This window comes from Rhodococcus sp. MSC1_016, from assembly GCF_023667485.2.
Taxonomy (GTDB): Bacteria; Actinomycetota; Actinomycetes; order Mycobacteriales; family Mycobacteriaceae; genus Rhodococcus_F; species Rhodococcus_F oxybenzonivorans.
Map to the genome: position 1 here is coordinate 1,145,258 of NZ_JAMOZI020000001.1, position 20,204 is coordinate 1,165,461.

2 protein-coding genes (1 of these 2 cut by a window edge) are annotated in these 20,204 nt (G+C 67.1%); both read left to right on the forward strand.

Annotation, left to right across the window (positions count from 1 at the left end):
- A protein-coding gene (locus tag L1080_RS05245; protein WP_250768926.1) for a non-ribosomal peptide synthase/polyketide synthase crosses the window boundary here: on the forward strand, positions 1–19,059 show its 3' portion. Its footprint begins 14,718 nt before the window's first position; 19,059 of the gene's 33,777 nt are visible here — the last part of the coding sequence; its start codon lies beyond the left edge, outside the window; its stop codon occupies positions 19,057–19,059.
- A 259-nt stretch (positions 19,060–19,318) separates the two neighbouring features.
- Entirely contained in the window at positions 19,319–20,203 is an 885-nt protein-coding gene (locus L1080_RS05250; protein ID WP_159925589.1) for a glycosyltransferase family 2 protein, read from the forward strand.
- The last annotated feature ends 1 nt before the right edge of the window (position 20,204 follow it).

The following is a 20,204-nucleotide window of genomic DNA, read 5'->3' on the forward strand; positions in this document are numbered from 1 at the left end:
CTCGCCGATGTGCTCGAACGCCACGAATCTCTCCGTACCCAGTTCCCGAGTTCCCCTGACGGGCCGCACCAGGTCATCCGGCCGGCCGCCGAGGTGGATCTGAACCTCGAGGTGACGCACGTCGCCGACGAGTCGGAACTCCGCGATCGTCTGTTGACCGTCGCCACCACCGGGTTCGACGTCACCAAGTCCGTGCCGGTCCGCGCAACGCTCTTCCGGGTGGGGGAGGCGGACTCCACCGAGCACGTTCTCCTCATCGTCATCCACCACATTTCCGCGGACGGCGGCTCGATCGCGCCACTGGCGCGTGACCTGTTCACGGCGTACAGCGCGCGGGTCGAGGGCTCCGCTCCGGCATGGGCGCCCCTCGCGGTGCAGTTCGCCGACTTCGCCCTGTGGCAGCGGGAGGTGCTCGGTTCGGAGGAAGATCCGGCGTCGCCGGCTGCCCGGCAGCTGGACTACTGGGTGAGCACGCTCGCCGATGCGCCCGAGCTTCTCGAGCTACCTCTCGATCGCCAGCGCACGCCCAACCGGGTTCCGCAGTCTGCGCGAGTCGAGTTCGAGTTCGGTCCTGACCTGAAAGCGGCCCTCGCGGACGTCGCGCAGGCGCACCAGGCCTCCGTGTTCATGGTGGTACACGCGGCGTTCGCCGTACTGCTGGCGCGAATGAGCGGTACCGAGGACATCGTGGTCGGTACGCCCGTCGCCGGCCGCGGCGACGCCGCCCTGGACGATCTGGTCGGCATGTTCGTGAACACGCTGGTGCTGCGGACAGAGGTCTCTCAGTCGGCGACCTTCGCCGATGTGCTCGACAGCGTGCGCAACACGGATCTGGGTGCTTTCGGAAACACCGACATCCCCTTCGAAAGGCTCGTCGAGGCACTCGCCCCGGCGCGGTCGAACACCTACGCACCGCTCGTTCAGGTGACGCTGACCTTCCAGAACAACGAGGCGGCCAAGCTCGAGCTGCCCGGTCTGACGGTGACGGCACTCGACAACGAGGCCAACCTGGCAAAGTTCGATCTCACCCTCGCCGTCGACGAGCAGGGCGCCGACGCGGACGGTCCGACGAAGGCGATGTTCAGCTACGCGACGGACATCTTCGACGAAGCGACGATCGAGGGCTACCGGTCTCGGTTCCTGGCGATCCTCGATGCGGTCGTGGCGGACAGTTCGGTGATCGTGGGTGACATCGACATCCTGTCGGCCGCAGAACATGCCGAACTCGGTGGCACTTCCAGCGACGCGGTGGAATCGCTCGGGTCGCACAGTGTTGCGGAAGAGCTCGCGACGCGGCCGCTGCCGGAGTTGCTCGATGCGGCAGCATCGATCAATCCTCACGGTATTGCGTTGTCTCACAACGGTAACGATGTGACCTACCGGCAATGGCACGAGAAGTCCGGTGAGCTGGCGCGTACGCTTGCGAGCGTCGGTGTCGGACCGGAGGCTGCTGTGACGGTGGCCTTGTCGACCTTGCTGCCGGGTCTGCTCGACGGAGCATCCGGTGAAGGTTTCGCGGATCAGTTCGCCGGCATGCTCGCCGGGGTGATCGCCGAAGCCACTTCTGCGTCGGATCGCCGCGCCGGTGCGCTTCCCGTCGACCTCGTGGAGTGCTGGTCGGAGCAGGTCCGGGCAAGTCCGGACGCCCTTGCGTTGAAGGGGAACGGCCACGCTCTCTCCCGCCGGGAATTGAACGCCCGGGCCAATCAGTTGGCCCGTGAGCTGGCGTCCCGCGGTGTCCGTCCCGACGACGTGGTTGCCCTGGTGGTTCCCCGCTCGATCGAGTGGATCATCGGCATGCTCGCAACGTGGAAAGCGGGCGCCGCCTACGCACCGATCGATCCGGCCTACCCCGCGGAACGTATCGGCGCCATGCTCCACGACTGTGGTGCTCGTGCCGTTGTCGCCACGACGGCGTGGGCAGGCGCCGACGACGTCGAGGCCGACGTTCTCGTACTCGACGACCCCACCGTGGCGTCGGAGTTGGCGGCACACGAGAACTCCGACCCCGTCAATCACTGGACCGAGGACGGATCCGGCGCTCGCCTGGCCTACGTCATCTCCACATCCGGTTCGACCGGTAGGCCCAAACCTGCGCTGGTGCCGATGGCCGGATTCTGCAACATGATGGTGTGGTTCCGCGGCCAACTCGCGCTCGAGCAGGGCGACGGCGTCCTGGTTTCCTCGGCACCCGGATTCGACCTGACGCAGAAGACGGTGTGGGGAACGCTGTCATCGGGTGGAGCGATCCACCTTGCGGTCGAGGGATTCGAACCCCAGTCGATTCTCCGTCAGATCGACGAGAACGAGTTGACGGTGGTCAACATGGCGCCCGGCGCCTTCGAGATCGTCGCAGAGCTCGAGCAGAACGAGGAACTTCGTAGCGTCCGCATCATCGCGCTCGGCGGTGAGGCGGTCAAGGCTGCGCCGCTCAAGAAGTTCCTCGACCGAGGAGTCCGCTGCCACAACAGCTACGGGCCTACCGAAGCGTCCGACATCGTCACGTCCTACGTCATCACGCCCGAAGATGCGGTGTCCGATCAATTGCGGCTTCCCATCGGCCCCGCGCTCGACAACGTGGCGCTGTATGTTCTGGACGGCCGGCTTCGCCGGGTTCCCGACGGTATGACGGGTGAGCTCTATGTCGGTGGTATCGCGGTCGGCCGCGGCTACGGCAACATGTTCGGGATCACCTCCACGCGGTTCATCGCGGACCCGTTCGGCGCTCCCGGCACCAGGATGTACCGCACCGGCGACCTGGTGCGGCGCCGAAGCGACAAGAACTACGACTTCCTGGGCAGGACCGACTTCCAAGTCAAGATCCGCGGCCTGCGCATCGAACTCGGCGAGATCGAGTTCGCTCTGCTGGCGCACCCCGACGTGTCTCAGACAGTCGTCGTCGTCCGGGACACCCCGCAGGGACAGCGGCTCGTCGCCTACGCCGTGCCGGCTGCCGGGGATATCGATTCGCGGGAAGTCTTGTCCTCGCTCGCGAAGACCCTTCCCGCGCACATGGTTCCCGACGTCCTCGTAGTCCTCGAATCCATGCCGCTGAACAACAACGGCAAAGTGGATCGTAAGCGGCTGCCCGAACCGCACTTCGACTCCGACGACCACGAGTACGTCGCTCCCCGTACTCCGCTCGAAGAGATCGTGGCCGGCGTCTTCGCCGACGTTCTCGGTATCGAACGGGCCGGCGCCACCGATTCGTTCTTCGACCTCGGTGGAAACTCCCTCAGTGCCACCCGGGTGGTGGCGCGTCTCGAAGAGGCTCTCGGCACGGAATTGACTGTCCGCTCGGTCTTCGAAAACCCGACGGTCGAGGGCGTGGCGGCCGTTGCCGAGCACTCGGCCGACGCCGACCGCGAGCGCCTGCCGTTGACCGCGGGGCCGCGGCCGGAACGAATCCCTCTGTCACTGGCGCAGTCTCGGATGTGGTTCATCAACCAGTTCGACACCGAGTCGGCGGCGTACAACCTGCCGATGGCGGTGCGTCTGCGGGGAAACCTCGACATCGATGCGCTGGGTGCTGCTCTCACCGACGTGGTGGAGCGTCACGAGTCGCTGCGCACCCTGTTCCCCGAGTCGCCCGATGGTCCGTATCAGGTGATACTTCCGACCGCCGAGGCCGTGGAGCCGTTGGCCGTCGAGCCGACCACGGACGAGGCCGACGCCTATCGGCGAGCGCGTGCGCTCGCGAACACAGGTTTCGACGTCAGTCTCTCGGTGCCGTTCCGGGTCCGTCTCCTCCAGATGAGTGGAGGCGAGCACGTTCTGGTGCTCGTCGTCCACCACATTGCCGCGGACGGCGCCTCGATGGCGCCACTGTTCCGGGACATGATGCAGGCGTACGTGAGCCGCGCCGGCGGTGACGCACCGGGCTGGGAACCACTGCCCGTGCAGTACGCGGATTTCGCGCTGTGGCAGCGTGAGGTGCTCGGCGACGAATCCGACCCGGAGTCGATCGCGTCGCGCCAGGTCGACTACTGGCGTCACGCACTTGCCGACCTTCCCGAGTCGCTCGAACTTCCCACCGACCGCCCGCGTCCGCCCGTGCAGTCGCTGCGCGGGGCGACGCTCGACTTCGACATCGACCCGGACACGCATCGCGCACTGGCGGCGCTCGCCCGCCGGCACAACGCGAGCATGTTCATGGTCGTGCATGCCGCGTTCGCCGTACTGCTCGAGCGGCTCAGCTCGAATACCGATCTCGCCATCGGCACGCCTGTGGCGGGCCGCGGCGTGCGTGAGATCGACGAGATGGTCGGCATGTTCGTCAATACCCTCGTCCTGCGTAGTTCGGTGAATTCGGAGTTGCGGTTCCTGGAGCTGCTGGCGCAGGTTCGGGAGACCGACCTCGAGGCATTCGCACACGGAGACATTCCGTTCGAGCGGCTCGTCGACGTGCTGAACGTCCCCCGTTCCACCGCCCACCAACCGCTCTTCCAGGTTGCCCTGGCGTTCAACAACACCGGTAGCTCGACTCTCGAGTTCCCCGGCCTCGAGGTCTCGGTCCTGGAGACCCCGCTGGATGTCGCGAAATTCGATCTCCAGCTCAGTGTGGGTGAGCGTTACGTCGACGGGGGAGCGGCAGGCATCGTCGCGTCGTTCAACTACGCGACCGATCTGTTCGACGAGCGGACGGTGCAGAGGTTCGCCGATCGGTTCGTCCGGATTCTCGGAGCGGTGGCGACCGAGCCGGACGTGATTCTCGGCGACATCGAAATTCTCGACGCGGCCGAGAAGGCTGCCATCGCACCTGTGCGCGGTCCCCGGTCACTCGAACCGCGGACACTGCCCGAGCTGCTGCGTTCGGGCGTGGACCTCGCACCGGATTCGGTTGCGTTGTCCTTCGATGGCCGTGAGCTCACCTACCGCGAACTCGACGAGCAGTCGAACCGGCTGGCGCGCGTGCTGATCGATCGGGGAGTGGGGCCGGAGAACTACGTGGCGCTCGCCATCACCCGTTCCGTGGAATCGATCCTGGGAATTTGGTCGATCGCGAAGGCGGGTGGCGCCTACCTGCCCGTCGACCCGAAGCTTCCGTTCGAGCGCATCAACGAGATGCTGTCCGATTCGGGTGCTGTCCTGGGTCTCACGGTCGATCGTCATCGAGACGACCTGCCGGACACGGTGTCCTGGATGGTCCTCGATGCTCCCGAGTTCGCCGACCAGACGCGTACGGTGTCGGCGGCTCCGGTATGCGACGCCGATCGTCGCCGTCAGCTGACCGTCGATCACCCGGCGTACCTGATCTACACGTCCGGCTCGACGGGCAAACCGAAGGGCGTCGTGGTCACCCACCGCGGTCTGACGAACCTCACCAGCGAGGTTCGTGAGCACTACGTCGTGTCGCCGAGTTCGCGTTTCCTGCACGTGGCGTCGCCGAGCTTCGACACCTCGGTCGGTGAGATGCTCGCCGCGTTCAGTGCCGGCGCCACTTTGGTGATTTCACCCGCGGACGTGTACGGCGGCGACGAGCTCGCCGACCTGATCCGCCGTGAGCAGGTCAACAACGTCGTCATGACGCCGACCGCACTGATGACCGTCGATCCCGAGGGACTCGACTCCGTGCGGTCCGTCGTGGTCGGCGGCGACACGTGCACACCGGAACTGGTTGCCCGATGGGCGCCCGGCCGCGAGATGCGTAACGCTTACGGGCCGACCGAGACCACGGTGATCGTCACGATCACCGAACCGATGGTGGCCGGGGAACGGGTGACGATCGGTAAGCCGCTGCGCGGTGTCGAATCACTCATCCTCGACTCCCGCCTGCGCCCGGTGCCCGAAGGCGTTCCCGGCGAGCTCTACATCTGTGGACCGTCAGTAACGCGCGGATACCACAACCGTCCGGCGGTCACGTCGGAGCGTTTCGTGGCCAACCCGTTCGGCGAGCCCGGCTCGCGCATGTACCGCACCGGAGACGTGGTGCGGTGGGCGGACGACCACCGCGTGGAGTACGTCGGCCGGTCCGACTTCCAGGTGAAGGTTCGTGGGTTCCGCGTCGAGCTCGGTGAGATCGACGCCGCACTGGCGGCCCAGCCGGACATCGAGTTCGCCGTGACCGTGGGCCGTGAGAACCCCGCGGGCCTGACGACCCTCGTGTCCTACGTCCTGCCGGTCGATGGTGCGACGGTGGATCCGGAATCGCTGAAGACGGTTGTCGGCGAGACCCTTCCGCCGTACATGGTGCCGTCGGTGGTGATCCTGCTCGACGAGATCCCGTTGACCGGAATCGGCAAGCTGGACCGCGCGCGCCTGCCCGAGCCGGAGTTCGTCTCCTCGAGTGCAGAGTTCCGCGCACCGTCGACACCGGCCGAGGAGACCGTCGCCACGATCTTCTGCGAGGTCCTCGGTCTGTCCGCGGTGAGCGTGGACGACAGTTTCTTCGACCTCGGCGGCAACTCGCTCAGCGCCACTCGCGTCGTGTCCCGGGTGGGGCAGGCATTCGGGCTCCGGGTGGGTGTCCGGGAGTTGTTCGAGGCGCCGACCGTGGCCTCGCTCGCCGTCCGCATCTCGGCCACTGCCACCAGCGACGAGGTTCGACCCGTGCTCGGGCCACGGAAGCGGCCGGATCACATTCCCCTCTCCCTCGCGCAGTCGCGAATGTGGTTCATCAACCGCTTCGATCCCGAGTCGGCGGCCTACAACATCCCGTTGGCGGTCCGGTTGACGGGCGCCCTCGACGTGGAGGCGCTGCGGGCCGCGGTGTTCGACGTGCTCGAACGGCACGAATCACTGCGGACCACTTACCCGGATTCCGCGGACGGACCCCATCAGGTCATCCTCCCCGCCGAGCAGGTACCGGTCGATCTCGCGCCGGTTGCCGTGACGGGCGACGAACTACGCTCCCGCCTGGTGGAGATGGCCACCGCGGGATTCGATGTGACCGCCGACGTTCCCCCGATCCGGATGCGGTTGTTCGAGACTGCCCCTCAGGACTACGTGCTCGCGCTCATCGTGCACCACGTGTCCACCGACGGCGAGTCGACGGCACCGTTCGTGCGCGACGTCATGGTGGCGTACGCGTCCCGTGCAGCGGGACGGGAGCCGGGCTTCGGTCCGCTTCCCGTGCAGTACGCCGACTATGCGATCTGGCAGCGCGAACTGTTGGGCAGCGAAGACGATCCGCAGAGTCTCATCTCGGCACAGCTCGACTTCTGGAAGAAGGCGCTGGCCGGTGTGCCGGACCTTCTCGAGCTTCCGCTCGACCGCCCGCGTCCGCCCGTGCAGTCGCTGCGCGGAGCGAGGGTCGATTTCACGATCGACGCGGCGCTGCACCGAGGCCTGGCGGCGCTCGCCCGAGGGCACAACGCCAGTGTGTTCATGGCCGTCCACGCGGCATTCGCGGTGCTCCTGAGCAGGCTGTCGGGCACCGACGACATCTCGGTCGGAACGCCGATCGCCGGCCGCGGTGAGCGTGAACTCGACGACGTCGTCGGCATGTTCGTCAACACCCTCGCCCTGCGCGTGCAGGTGGACGACGGGCAGAGTTTCGACGAGATCCTCGACCGTGCACGTGAAGCGGACCTCGAGGCGTTCTCGCACGCCGACGTGCCGTTCGAGCGGCTGGTCGAGGTGCTCAATCCGGCACGTTCGATGGCCCATCACCCGATCTTCCAGGTGGGCTACTCGTTCCAGAACACGACAAAGTCCGACCTGCAGCTACCCGACCTGACCGTCGCACCGCTCGACATGGAAGGCGACACAGCTCAGTTCGACCTGCACCTCATCCTCGGGGACAGCCCCGAGGGCGAGGAGATGTCCGGTGTGTTCACCTACGCCACCGACCTGTTCGACGCGGTAACCGTGCAGAGCTTCGCGGATCGGTTCGTGCGGGTGCTCTCGGCTGCCGTCGCGTCACCGCAGGTCGCTGTCGGTGATCTGCCGTTGATCGGGGACGACGAGCGCGCCCAGGTGGTGTCGGGGTTCAACGACACGGCACGGGCACTGCCCGAGACGACACTCGCCGATATGTTCACCGCCGCGGCCGTTAGGGATCCGGACGCCACCGCGGTCGTGTTCGAGGACGAGTCGCTGACCTATGGCGAATTCGCTGCACGGGTCTACCGGCTCGCTCGCCACCTCATCGATCTGGGTGTGGGACCGGAAACCGTCGTGGGCCTTGCCCTTCCGCGGTCGGTGGAACTGCTGGTCGGGATGTATGCCATTGCGCAGGCCGGCGGCGTGTACCTGCCGATCGATCCGGATCATCCCGTCGAGCGGACGGCGTACGTGCTCGGCAGCGCGCAACCCGTGTGTGTGCTGACCCTCCGGAGCGTCGTCGCGTCGCTGCCGACGGGTGTCGATGTCGTCGTCCTCGACGAGCTCGACCTCACCGGGGCGGCGGACACGGCGATCACCGATGCCGATCGCCGGGCACCGTTGCGGTCGACCCATGCGGCCTATGTGATCTACACGTCCGGCTCGACCGGCCGGCCCAAGGGCGTGACCATCACGCACGGTGCCATCGCGAACCAATTGCGATGGAAGCAGGACGAGTACCCCCTGACCGCCGACGATGCGGTGCTGCTGAAGACAGCGGCCACCTTCGACCTCTCCGTGTGGGAGTTCTGGTGGGCGCTGACCTCGGGGGCACGGCTCGTCGTCGCCAAGCCGGACGGTCACCGAGATCCGTCGTACCTCGCCGGACTCGTTGCCGAGCAGCAAGTCACGAACGTGCACTTCGTTCCGTCGCTGCTCGCGGCTTTCGTCTCGGTGGCGGAGTCTGCCCAGCTCGCGTCGTTGCGACGGGTTCTCTGCATCGGTGAGGCTCTTCCGGCCGACACCGTGCAGCGCCTGCGGGACGTCAGCGGTGCCGAAATCTTCAACCTGTACGGCCCGACCGAGGCGGCGGTCAGCGTCACGCACTACCGGTGCGGCGTCGAACGGGGCGGTTCCGTCCCGATCGGGCGGCCCGAGTGGAACACGCAGACGTACGTTCTCGACACCCGGCTGCACCCCGTGCCTGCCGGCGTGACAGGTGAGCTCTATCTGGCGGGTGACCAGCTGGCGCGCGGCTACTTCGGCCGCCACGACCTCACCGCGGAACGGTTCGTGGCCAACCCCTTCGGGCCTTCGGGTGCCCGGATGTACCGGACCGGTGACCTGGTGCGGTGGAATAGGGACGGCAACCTCGACTATGTGGGCCGCTCCGACTTCCAGGTGAAGGTCCGTGGATTCCGCATCGAGCTCGGCGAGATCGAGCGCGCGCTTCTCGCGCACCCCGCGGTGGCTCAGGCAGTCGTCGTCGTGCACAGCGATCGCCACACCGGTGACCGGCTGGTCGGTTACGTCGTGCCGGAGTCCGGAGATGCACTCGACATCGCGGACGTGCTCGGATCCGTCGGCCGCTCGGTGCCGGGATACATGGTTCCGGCGGCACTCGTGACGCTCGCCCGGTTGCCCCTCAACATCAACGGCAAGATCGACCGCAAGGCGCTGCCCGAGCCCGAGTTCGCGGGGGTTTCGGACCAGTACAAGGCGCCGCGGACCCCGGTCGAGGAGATCGTCGCGGGAGTGTTCGCGGACGTGCTCGGCCACGAGCGTGTCAGTGTCGATTCCAGCTTCTTCGACCTGGGTGGCAACTCGCTCGTGGCCACCCGTGTGGTGGCCCGGGTGAACGCCGCACTCGATTCCTCGATCGGTGTGCGTGAGCTTTTCGAGGCGCCCAGCGTGATCGCCCTGTCCGCACGGGTCGAGCAATCCGATTCGACGGGGGTCGGCCGGCCTGCGCTGGTCCCGCAACCGCGTCCGGCGCGGATCCCGTTGTCCCCGGCGCAGTCTCGGATGTGGTTCATCAACCAGTTCGACACCGCATCGGCGGCCTACAACATCCCGCTCGCCATTCGGTTGACCGGCGAACTCGACGTCCGGGCGCTCGAACAGGCCCTCGGGGACGTCGTCGAACGGCACGAGACCCTGCGCACCCGCTACCCGGACACGGGAGAGGGTCCCGGGCAGGTCGTCGTGTCCCGCGCCGAGGCGTTCACGGAACTCGAAGTCGAGAGCGTCGCCGACGAGGACGGTCTGCGGAACCACGTGATCGCCCTCGTCACCGCCGGATTCGATGTCGCGAAGGCAGTACCCGTCCGGGCCCGCCTCCTGCGGCTCGACTCCGAGCATCACGTGCTGGTGATCGTCGTCCACCACATCTCCGCGGACGGTGCCTCGACGGCGCCGCTGGCGCGTGACGTCGTGGTCGCCTACAGCGCCCGGGCCGCCGGATCCGAACCCAACTGGGCCCCGCTCGACGTCCAGTACGCCGATTTCGCGTTGTGGCAGCATGAACTGCTCGGCGACGAGAACGCCCCGGACTCGTTGGCCGCGAAGCAAATCGACTACTGGCGCGAGACCCTGGCCGGGTTGCCGGACGTGCTGCCGCTGCCGACGGACCGACCTCGGCCCCCGGCCCAGTCGATGCGAGGCGCCAACTTCGAATTCGAGATCGATGCGGAACTCCGTCGACGCCTCGGCGTGCTCGCCCGCGAGCACAATGCGTCGCTGTTCATGGTGGCGCACGCCGCGTTGTCAGTCCTGTTGGCCCGGCTCAGCACAACGCAGGACATCGCCATCGGCACCGCGATAGAAGGACGCGGTGAGGCAGCTCTCGACGACCTCGTCGGCATGTTCGTCAATACCCTGGTGCTGCGCTCGCAGGTGGATGTCGACGACCGATTCGCCGATCTGCTCGCGCAGGTCCGCCAGCACGACCTCGGCGCGTTCACGCACACCGATGTGCCGTTCGAGCGTCTGGTGGAGATTCTGCAGCCGGAGCGGTCGACCGCCTTCTCGCCGCTGTTCCAGGTTGCGCTGGCCTTCCAGAACGTCGAGCAGGCCCACCTCGAACTTCCGGGGTTGACCGTCGAGGGTCTCGACGGGGGAGTCAGCGCGGCCAAGTTCGATCTCCAGCTGACCCTCGCGGACGCCGCCGGAGAGCCCGCGGGCACCGGCGGCTCCGCGCCTATGCGCGCGGTGTTCACCTACGCCACCGACCTGTTCGACGAACGCACCATCGCCGCGTTCGCGTTCCGGTTCCGCCTCATCCTCGAGGCGATCACTCGCGACGCCTCGGTGGTCATCGGTGACATCGAGGTCCTGAACAACGACGAGCAGCGGGTCCTCGCGCCCGTGCGCGGTGCAGCATCGGTTCCGCCGCAGACGTTGGCCCGTATCCTCGCCGCCGCGGCGGAGGCGAACCCCGAGGCTGTGGCGGTCGTGTGCGGGAACCAGCAGGTCACATACCGCGAACTCGACGAGCGCTCGAACCGTCTGGCCCGGGTACTGATCGGCCGCGGAATCGGTTCGGACGATTTCGTGGCTCTTGCACTCACCCGATCGGTGGAGTCGATCCTCTCGATCTGGGCGGTCGCGAAGACGGGTGCCGCCTTCGTGCCCGTCGACCCGAGCTACCCGTACGACCGCATTCTGCACATGGTCACCGATTCCCGCGTGGAGATCGGCCTGACCACGGCGGCGCACAGCACCGACCTGCCGGACACGGTGCGGTGGCTCGTCCTGGGCGACGAAGACATGGACAGTGCATGCGCCCACGTCTCGTCCGAGGCCGTCACCGACGACACCCGAATCCGTCCCACGCGGGTGGACGACGCCGCATATGTCATCTACACCTCGGGCTCGACCGGTCTGCCGAAGGGCGTCGTCGTCACCCACACCGGGCTGGCGAACGTCACGCGGGAACAGGTCGAACGGCTGGGGCTCACGCCGCAGTCGAGGGTCCTGCACTTCGCGTCGCCGAGCTTCGACGCGTCCGTGTTCGAATTGCTTCTGGCCGTTGCCGCCTCGTCGACGATGGTCATCGCCTCCGGGGTCGTGTACGGCGGCGAGGAACTGGCCCGACTGCTCAGGGAGCAGGAGGTCAGCCACGCCTTCATCACCCCGGCGGCGCTGACGACGGTGGATCCCGCCGGCCTGGGCGGCATCGAGGTTCTGTCGGTGGCCGGTGAGGCCTGCCCGCCCGAGCTGATGCAGCGGTGGGCGCCCGGCCGGCGCATGTACAACCTGTACGGCCCCTCCGAAGCGACGATCTGGAGCACGTCGAGCGCCCCGATGAGGGCCGATCGGCCCGTCACCATCGGCGGTCCGACGCGCGGTGTCGACGTGGTCGTGCTCGACTCCCGGCTCAGCCCCGTCCCGGTCGGTGTCGCGGGTGAGCTCTACGTGGCGGGGCCGAGCGTGGCACGCGGCTACCACAACCGATTCGCCCTCACTGCAGAGCGTTTCGTCGCCAACCCGTTCGGTGGTCCGGGGGAGCGGCTGTACCGCACGGGCGACGTCGTCCGCTGGGTCTACGCCGACGACGAAGGATCGGAAGGACAGGGCGAGCTCGTCCTCGACTACGTCGGTCGATCCGATTTCCAGGTGAAGGTCCGCGGATTCCGGATCGAGCTCGGCGAGATCGATGCCGAACTCGGAAGGCATCCGAGCGTGGACTTCGCGGTCACTCTCGGCCATCATCGTGAGCAGACCGGTCAGACCGTCCTCGTCTCCTACGTGATGCCTGCCCCGGGCGCGTCGATCGACGTCGCCGAGTTGTCCGCGTTCGTGTCCGAGACACTGCCGGGCTACATGGTGCCCTCGTCGATCATGCCGATCGACTCGGTGCCGCTGACACCCGCAGGAAAGTTGGACCGCAAGGCACTACCGGAACCCCGGTTCGTATCGGTCGCCACCGAGTTCCGCGCGCCGTCGACGCCGATGGAGAAGGCCATCGCCGACGTCTTCGCGCAGGTCCTCGGTGTGGAGAGGGTCAGCGTCGACGATTCGTTCTTCGCCCTCGGCGGCGACAGCATCGTGTCGATCCAGCTGACCACGCGGGCCAAGAACGCCGGTGTCCTGTTCTCGGCGCGAGACGTGTTCGAGCGCAAGACTGTTGCCGAACTCGCCGACGTCGCCGCCTGGGCCACCGACGTGGAGTCGGTGACCCTCGAGGAACTGCCCGGCGGCGGAGTCGGTTCGATACCCCTCACGCCGATTGCGCACTGGCTGACCGAAAGCGCGGGCCGATTCGACAGGTTCTCGCAGGCGGTTCTGCTGACCACGCCCGCAGGCGTGACCCGGGAGCAGCTGGTGGAGACCGTGGACGCGATCCTGAGTCACCACGACATCCTCCGATCCCGGTTGACCCGCTCGGGGAACGAGTGGGTGTTCGACACACTGCCCGTCGGCGAGGCTCTCGGCGCCGATGAGCTGTTCGAACGCGTCGAGTTCACCGACAAGCCGGGGACCGAGGCATTCGAGCGGCTGGGGCGTGCGGCACTCGACCGCGCCGCGAGCCGACTCGATCCCGCATCGGGGCGGATGACGGAATTCGTCTGGTTCGCTCCCGCCGAGTCGCTGCCCGGACAGAGCGGACGACTGCTGGTGCTGGCGCACCACCTCGTCGTCGACGGTGTGTCGTGGCGAGTGTTGTTGCCCGACTTCGCCACCGCGGGATCACAGGTCGCGCGGGGCGAGAAGCCGCGGCTCGAGCCGGTCGGCTCGTCGGTGCGGGCGTGGGCGCACGGGTTGGTGGAGGAAGCGAAGTCTCCGCACCGCGTGGCCGAACTCGACTTCTGGCGGACCATGCTCGACGGCACCGATCCGCTGCTGGGCAAGCGGGCCTTCGACCCGGAGCGGGATGTGATCGCCCGGACGCACAGTCTGAGCATGACCTTCTCCACACCGGTGACGCAGGCGTTGCTGACCTCGATCCCGCAGTCCGTGAACGGCGGCGTCAACGACGGCCTTCTCGCGGCGCTCGCGCTCGCTGTCGCGCAGTGGCGCAGGAACAAGACCGGAGTCGACGACGCCCCGGGCGACCAGTCGGTGCTCATCAATCTCGAGGGCCACGGCCGTGAAGAATCCGTTGTCCCGGGTGCCGACCTGTCGCGGACCGTGGGCTGGTTCACCAGCCTGTTCCCCGTGCGCCTCGATGTCTCACGTGCCGACCTGGCCGAGGCGTTCGACGGCGGACGGTCTGCGGGTGCGGCGCTGAAGGCCGTCAAGGAACAGCTGCTGGCGGTCCCGGACCGCGGCATGGGCTTCGGCTTGCTGCGCTACCTGAACGAGGAGACCGCCCCGGCGCTGGCAGCGCTGCCGACGCCGCAGATCGGCTTCAACTATCTCGGTCGCGCGGGTTCGGTCGACCTCCCGGAGGAAATCCGGGACCTCGGCTGGGTCCCCGACAGCGACTCGGGCGAGTTCGGCGGCGCAATGGACGACGAGATGGTCGCGCCTGCTGTGCTCAGCATCAACGCCGTCACCTCCGAATCGGCATCGGGTCCCCAACTCGAGGCGAAGATCGCGTTCGCCGAGGAGATCCTCGACGAATCCGACGTCTGGGAGCTGGCCGAACTCTGGCACGCGGCGGCGGCTGCGTTGGCAGAGCACGCGTCACGGCCCGAGGGCGGCGGCCTGACCCCGTCGGACGTCCCGCTCGTCACCGTGACCCAGCACGATCTCGAGATCCTGGAACAGCGCTACCCGGAGGCCTCCGACGTGTGGCCGCTGGCACCGCTGCAGTCCGGCATGTTCTTCCACTCGGTGCTCGCCGAGGACGCCGTCGACGTGTACACCGCACAGGTGGTGCTCGGCCTCGCAGGCACCGTCGATGCCGCCCGATTGCGGGCTGCCGCCGAGGCGCTCATCGCGCGTCACGCGAACCTGCGTACCGCCTTCGTCACCGACGATGCCGGGGAAGCGGTGCAGGTGGTCGTCGATTCCGTGGAACTGCCCTGGGAAGAAATCGACCTGTCCGGACTGTCCGAGGCGGCACGTGAAGAACGGATGAGCACCCTTCTGGGTGAGCACCGCTCGGCTCGCTTCGACATGGCGCGGCCCCCGTTGATGCGATTCCTGCTGATTCGCACGGGGCCGGATACCTGCAGCTTCTCCATCAGCAACCACCACATCCTGCTCGACGGATGGTCGATGCCGTTGCTGATGAAGGACTTGTTGGTGTTGTACGCCACCCGGGGAGACAGCTCGGTGTTGCCGCGGGTACGTGGCTACCGCGACTTCCTCAGCTGGCAGTCCGCGCGTGACACGCACGCCTCACACACGGCCTGGGCGCACGCACTTGCCGGGCTGGACGGTCCCACCGTGCTCGCCCCCGCACCCAGCGGTCCGGTACGCCCCGAGCCCGCCGAGTTCGCGGTACGCCTCGGTCCGGCGGTCAGCGAGAACCTGGCGCGCGTCGCCCGGGATCGTGGCCTGACGATGAACACCATCGTCCAGGCAGCGTGGGGTCTGCTCCTGTCCCGGATGACGGCGTCCGAAGACGTCGTCTTCGGTGCCACGGTGTCGGGTCGTCCGCCGGAGGTCAACGGCATCGAATCGATGGTGGGCCTGTTCATCAACACGATCCCGATCCGCGTGCGCATCGATCCCCGCGAGTCGCTCCTCGGGCTTCTCGAGCGTCTCCAGGCCGAACAGTCGGCCCTGCTCGAGCATCACCACATCGGGCTGCCCGAGATCCAGCAGATCGCCGGAATCGGCGGACTGTTCGACACGTTGACGGTGTTCGAGTCGTACCCGATCGATCGGGCCGGTCTCACCGAGTCCAGCGACATCGACGGGTTGCGGGTCACCGGTGCGCAGATCAGCGACGCCTCGCATTACCCGCTGAGCCTCCTGGCGCAGTCGGACGCCGAGGTCCAGCTGGTACTGAAGTACCTCCCGGACGTGTTCGGGGCAGACACTGTCGAGCGGATCGGGGCACGCCTGGACCGCATCCTGCACACCATCGCTGCCGGCGGTGCCACGCTGGTCGGCGATCTCGACCTGCTGGCGGTGGAGGAACGCGACCTCGTCCTGTCCCGGTGGAACGACACCGCGCACGGCGTCTCCGCCCAGTCCGTGACCTCGATGCTCCGTGCTCAGGTCGCGCGCACCCCGGATGCGACCGCCGTGGTCGCCGGGCAGGATCGACTGAGCTACGCGCAGTTCGACGCGCGGGTGAACCGGCTGGCCCGTCACCTGATCGCGCTGGGCGTGGGACCGGACTCGGTGGTCGGCATCGCGATGCGACGCTCCCTCGACATGGTGATCAGCCTGTACGCCGTGCACGCGGCGGGTGGTGCATACGTGCCGATCGACCCGGAGCATCCGGCCGACCGGACCACCTACGTGGTGGACAGCGCTGCCCCGACGTGTGTGCTGAGCGTTGCCGACGACATCGCCAATCTCGACGTCGACGTGCCCGTGTATCTGGTGGAGGACTTCGACCTCTCCGGCTACGCCGACACTGCAGTCGAGGATGCCGAGCGGCTCGGTGAACTCCACCCGGAGAACCTGGCGTACGCGCTGTACACGTCCGGTTCGACGGGACGCCCCAAGGGTGTGGCGATTCCGCATTCGGCGCTGGCCAACCAGCTCGAGTGGATGCGGGACGAGTACGGCATCGGTGCCGAGGACGTGGTCCTGCAGAAAACACCCTTCACGTTCGACGCCTCGGTGTGGGAGCTGTTCTTGCCGTTAGTGGTCGGCGGCACCCTCGTCGTCGCTTCCCCGGACGGTCACCGCGACCCCGAGTACATGGCGAAGACGGTGGGCGCGGAGTCGGTGACCGTGGTCCAGTTCGTTCCGTCGGTCCTGACGATGTTCCTCGACGCGGCCACGGCCGACCTGTGCGGTTCGCTGCGGCTGGTCTTCGCCGGCGGTGAACCACTTCCGCAGTCGGCGGCGGATCGGCTCGCACGGATTGGTTCCGCCGAGCTGGTCAACCTGTACGGACCGACCGAGGTCACAATCAACTCGGCGGCTCAGGTCGTGGACCGTTCGCGCACCGGGACCATCGCGCCGATCGGTGGCCCGGTCTGGAACACCCGGGCCTACGTGCTCGACGCGCACTTGACGCCGTCGCCGATCGGTGTGCCCGGTGAGCTGTACCTCGACGGGGCCCAGCTGGCGCGCGGATACATCAACAGCGCTGCACTGAGCGCCGAACGATTCGTCGCCGACCCCTTCGGCGTCGACGGCGCACGGATGTACCGCACCGGTGACCTCGTGCGGTGGAACGAGAGTGGTGAACTCGAGTTCGTCGGCCGTACCGACTTCCAGGTGAAGGTCCGCGGCCTGCGTATCGAACTCGGTGAGGTGGAGGAGGCCTTCGTGCGCCACACCACCGTGGCGCAGGCGGCTGTGATCGTGCGGGACAGTGAGGTCGGCGCACGGCTCGTGGCGTACGTCGTCCCGAAGCCGGGTTCGGCTGTCGACACGGCTGCGCTCACGGGGTTCGTCGCAGAATTGTTGCCCGACTACATGCTGCCGGACGCCGTGATGGTTCTGGCCGAACTGCCACTGGGTACCAGCGGCAAGCTCGACCGGCGTGCCCTACCGGTGCCCGACTTCGCCTCGGCGGCCCAGTTCCGGGCGCCGCGCACCGACAGCGAACGGGCGCTGGCGTCGATCTTCGCGGAACTGCTCGGGCGGGACCGCGTGGGTGTCGACGACTCGTTCTTCGAGCTCGGTGGCGACAGCATCGTCTCCATTCAGCTGGTGGCGCGGGCACGGTCGGCCGGGATCCACTTCACCGCACGCGACGTGTTCGAGCGGCGCACCGTCGCCGAGCTGGCGGCGGTCGCCGATTCGGGCGAGTCCGCGGCAGCTGCGTTGCAGGAATACGAGGGCGGCGGTGTCGGCACGGTGCCGCTCACTCCGGTCGCCCGGAAGATGGTCGAGCGCGGTGGGAATTTCGACCGCTTCGTGATGCCGCTGATGGTGACGCTTCCTGCCGGCATCGGACGTGACCAGCTGATCGCGACACTCTCTGCGGTGGTGGACAAGCACGACGCTCTCCGTGCCACGCTGGTGTCGGAGTCGCCGGAGCCTGCCCTCGAGATCGCACCCGCCGGCAGTGTCGACCTCGACGGTGCCGTGGAGCGTGTCGCCGTCACCGCCGAGCCCGGTTCCCCGGAGTTCGACGAGGTGGCGAGTGCCGCCTTCGCGCAGGCGCTCGACCGGCTCGACCCCCGAACAGGTTCGATGCTCCAGTTCGTGTGGTTCGACCCGGCCGATTCGAGCCGGGCGGGCCGACTGCTGGTGGTGCCCCATCACCTCGTGATCGACTCGGTCTCGTGGCGCATCCTGGTCCCGGACCTCGCAACGGCCGGTGCCCAGATCGCAGCGGGGCAGACGCCGTCGCTGGAGCCGGTGGGAACGTCACTGCGGCGGTGGACCGACGGCCTCCTCGAGGCAGCCGTGAGTCCGGAGCGGGTGGCCGAACTGGCCGTGTGGGAGCGGATGCTCACCGGCCCGGACCCCCTGCTGGGGTCGCGGGAACTGGATCTTCGGTCCGACGTCATCAGCACTCTCGAGCGCACCCGGGTCGATGTGCCGGCCCCGGTCACCGAGGCCTTGCTCGGGACGGCTCCCGGCGCACTCGACGCGGAAATCGGTGACGTGCTCGCCGCGGCCCTCGCACTCGCGGTGGCCGCCTGGCGGCAGGGCCGTGGGATCGACGAGCCGTCGGCGGTAGTCACTCTCGAGGGCCACGGTCGCGAAGAATCAGTGGTTCCCGGTGCAGATTTGTCCCGTACGGTCGGCTGGTTCACCACGATGTATCCGGCTCGACTCGATCTCGCAGGGGTCGATATCGGTGAGGCGATCGAGGGTGGCCCGAGTGCGGCAGCCGCGGTACAGGCGGTACGGAATCAGCTCGGTGCGGTACCTGACAAGGGCATCGGCTACGGGTTGCTGCGTTACCTGAACCCGGAGACCGCCGCGGTCATGAGCAATTGGCCGGAACCGCAGATCGTGTTCAACTACATCGGCCGCGTCAATGCTGCGGAAATTCCCGAGGCGGCGCAGGGCCTGGACTGGCTGCCCGATTTCGAGACCTCGGTGACGGGTGGACAGGTGAACAGTGAGATGCCGGCCCAGGCGGTGCTCGACATCCAATCGGTGATCACCGATACCGCGGATGGTCGGCAGTTGACGGCGTTCATGTCGTTCCCCCCGGGAATTCTGACGGCCTCCGAGGTGGACGACTTCGGGCAGTGCTGGGTAGCGGCACTGACCGGCTTGGTGGCACAGGCGCGGTCGCGAGCCGGACGCTGAGGCATCGTCCGGGCGGTGGGAGAGCTCGTCTCTTCCGCCGCCAGGACGGGCCGGAGCCGACCCCGGTGGTATTTCCGCCTCGGTAAATACCTCGAGTTCACTGAATCGGCGCATAACCCGCCTTCGGTACCGTGCAGTGTGAATTACTCGATAACTCCAAGTGGCGAGGGTCTTCGCGATAGACCTAGAGTATTTTGAACAATTGTCCAATTAATGGCCTCGGTGCGCGGATATGCGGAACCTTTGCTATTACTGAGTCATGTCGATTTCAACTCTCTCTGTGGTTATCCCGGCGTACAACGAGGAAGCGGCAATCCAGGAGTGTCTGGACAGGATATTCGAGCAGATCGATCACATCGACGAGGTCATCGTGGTCGACAACAACTCGACCGACGCGACGGCAGCGATAGTTGCTGCTGCGCAGCACCGGGAACCCAAGGTGCGGCTCGTCAAGGAAGTGGCACAGGGTTGTGCGCCTGCGCGTAGCACGGGAATGAATTCCGCGACGGGAGATATCGTAGCGAGAATTGATGTCGACACGAAAATAAATGAGAATTGGGCCGCGAATATCAAATCGTTCTTTTCCCGGCACAGCGACAGATATGCCGCGGCGACCGGTACCTGCACCTGCTATGACCTTCCGTTTCAGGGGCTGTTCGCGTCCTTGCAGCGAAAGATGAATGCGAAGAATGAGGCGAAACTCGAGCGGGGTGAGTCGATCGCCGCGCCCGGACTTTTCGGTTCGAACATGGCGATTCTCAAGACGGCGTGGGAGGACATCAAGTCCGCGTTACACGACGGCGAGGACGTCCACGAGGACACGGATCTGTCGTTGACCCTGCAGAGCGAGGGATTGTCCTGTGCGATGGTGCCGGGGATGGAAGCGAGCATCTCCGGTCGTCGGTATCTGTCTCCGGTGGGTAGTTACTGGCGTTACGTGCTGCGCGGTCCTCGCACGCTTGCGCTGCACGGCAAGCGCCTGTCGGCGGCCCTCGGGACGTTCGCTGTCGCCGCGACCGCGATGCCGTTCTATCTCCTCATGTGGGTGCCGTTCCGTGCGTGGGATCCCGAGCGGGAGTCGTTCTCGCTGGGCCGCCTCTTCGCCGGCGCCGAACGGCGACCGCAGCCTCGCGCGCACGTGTGAG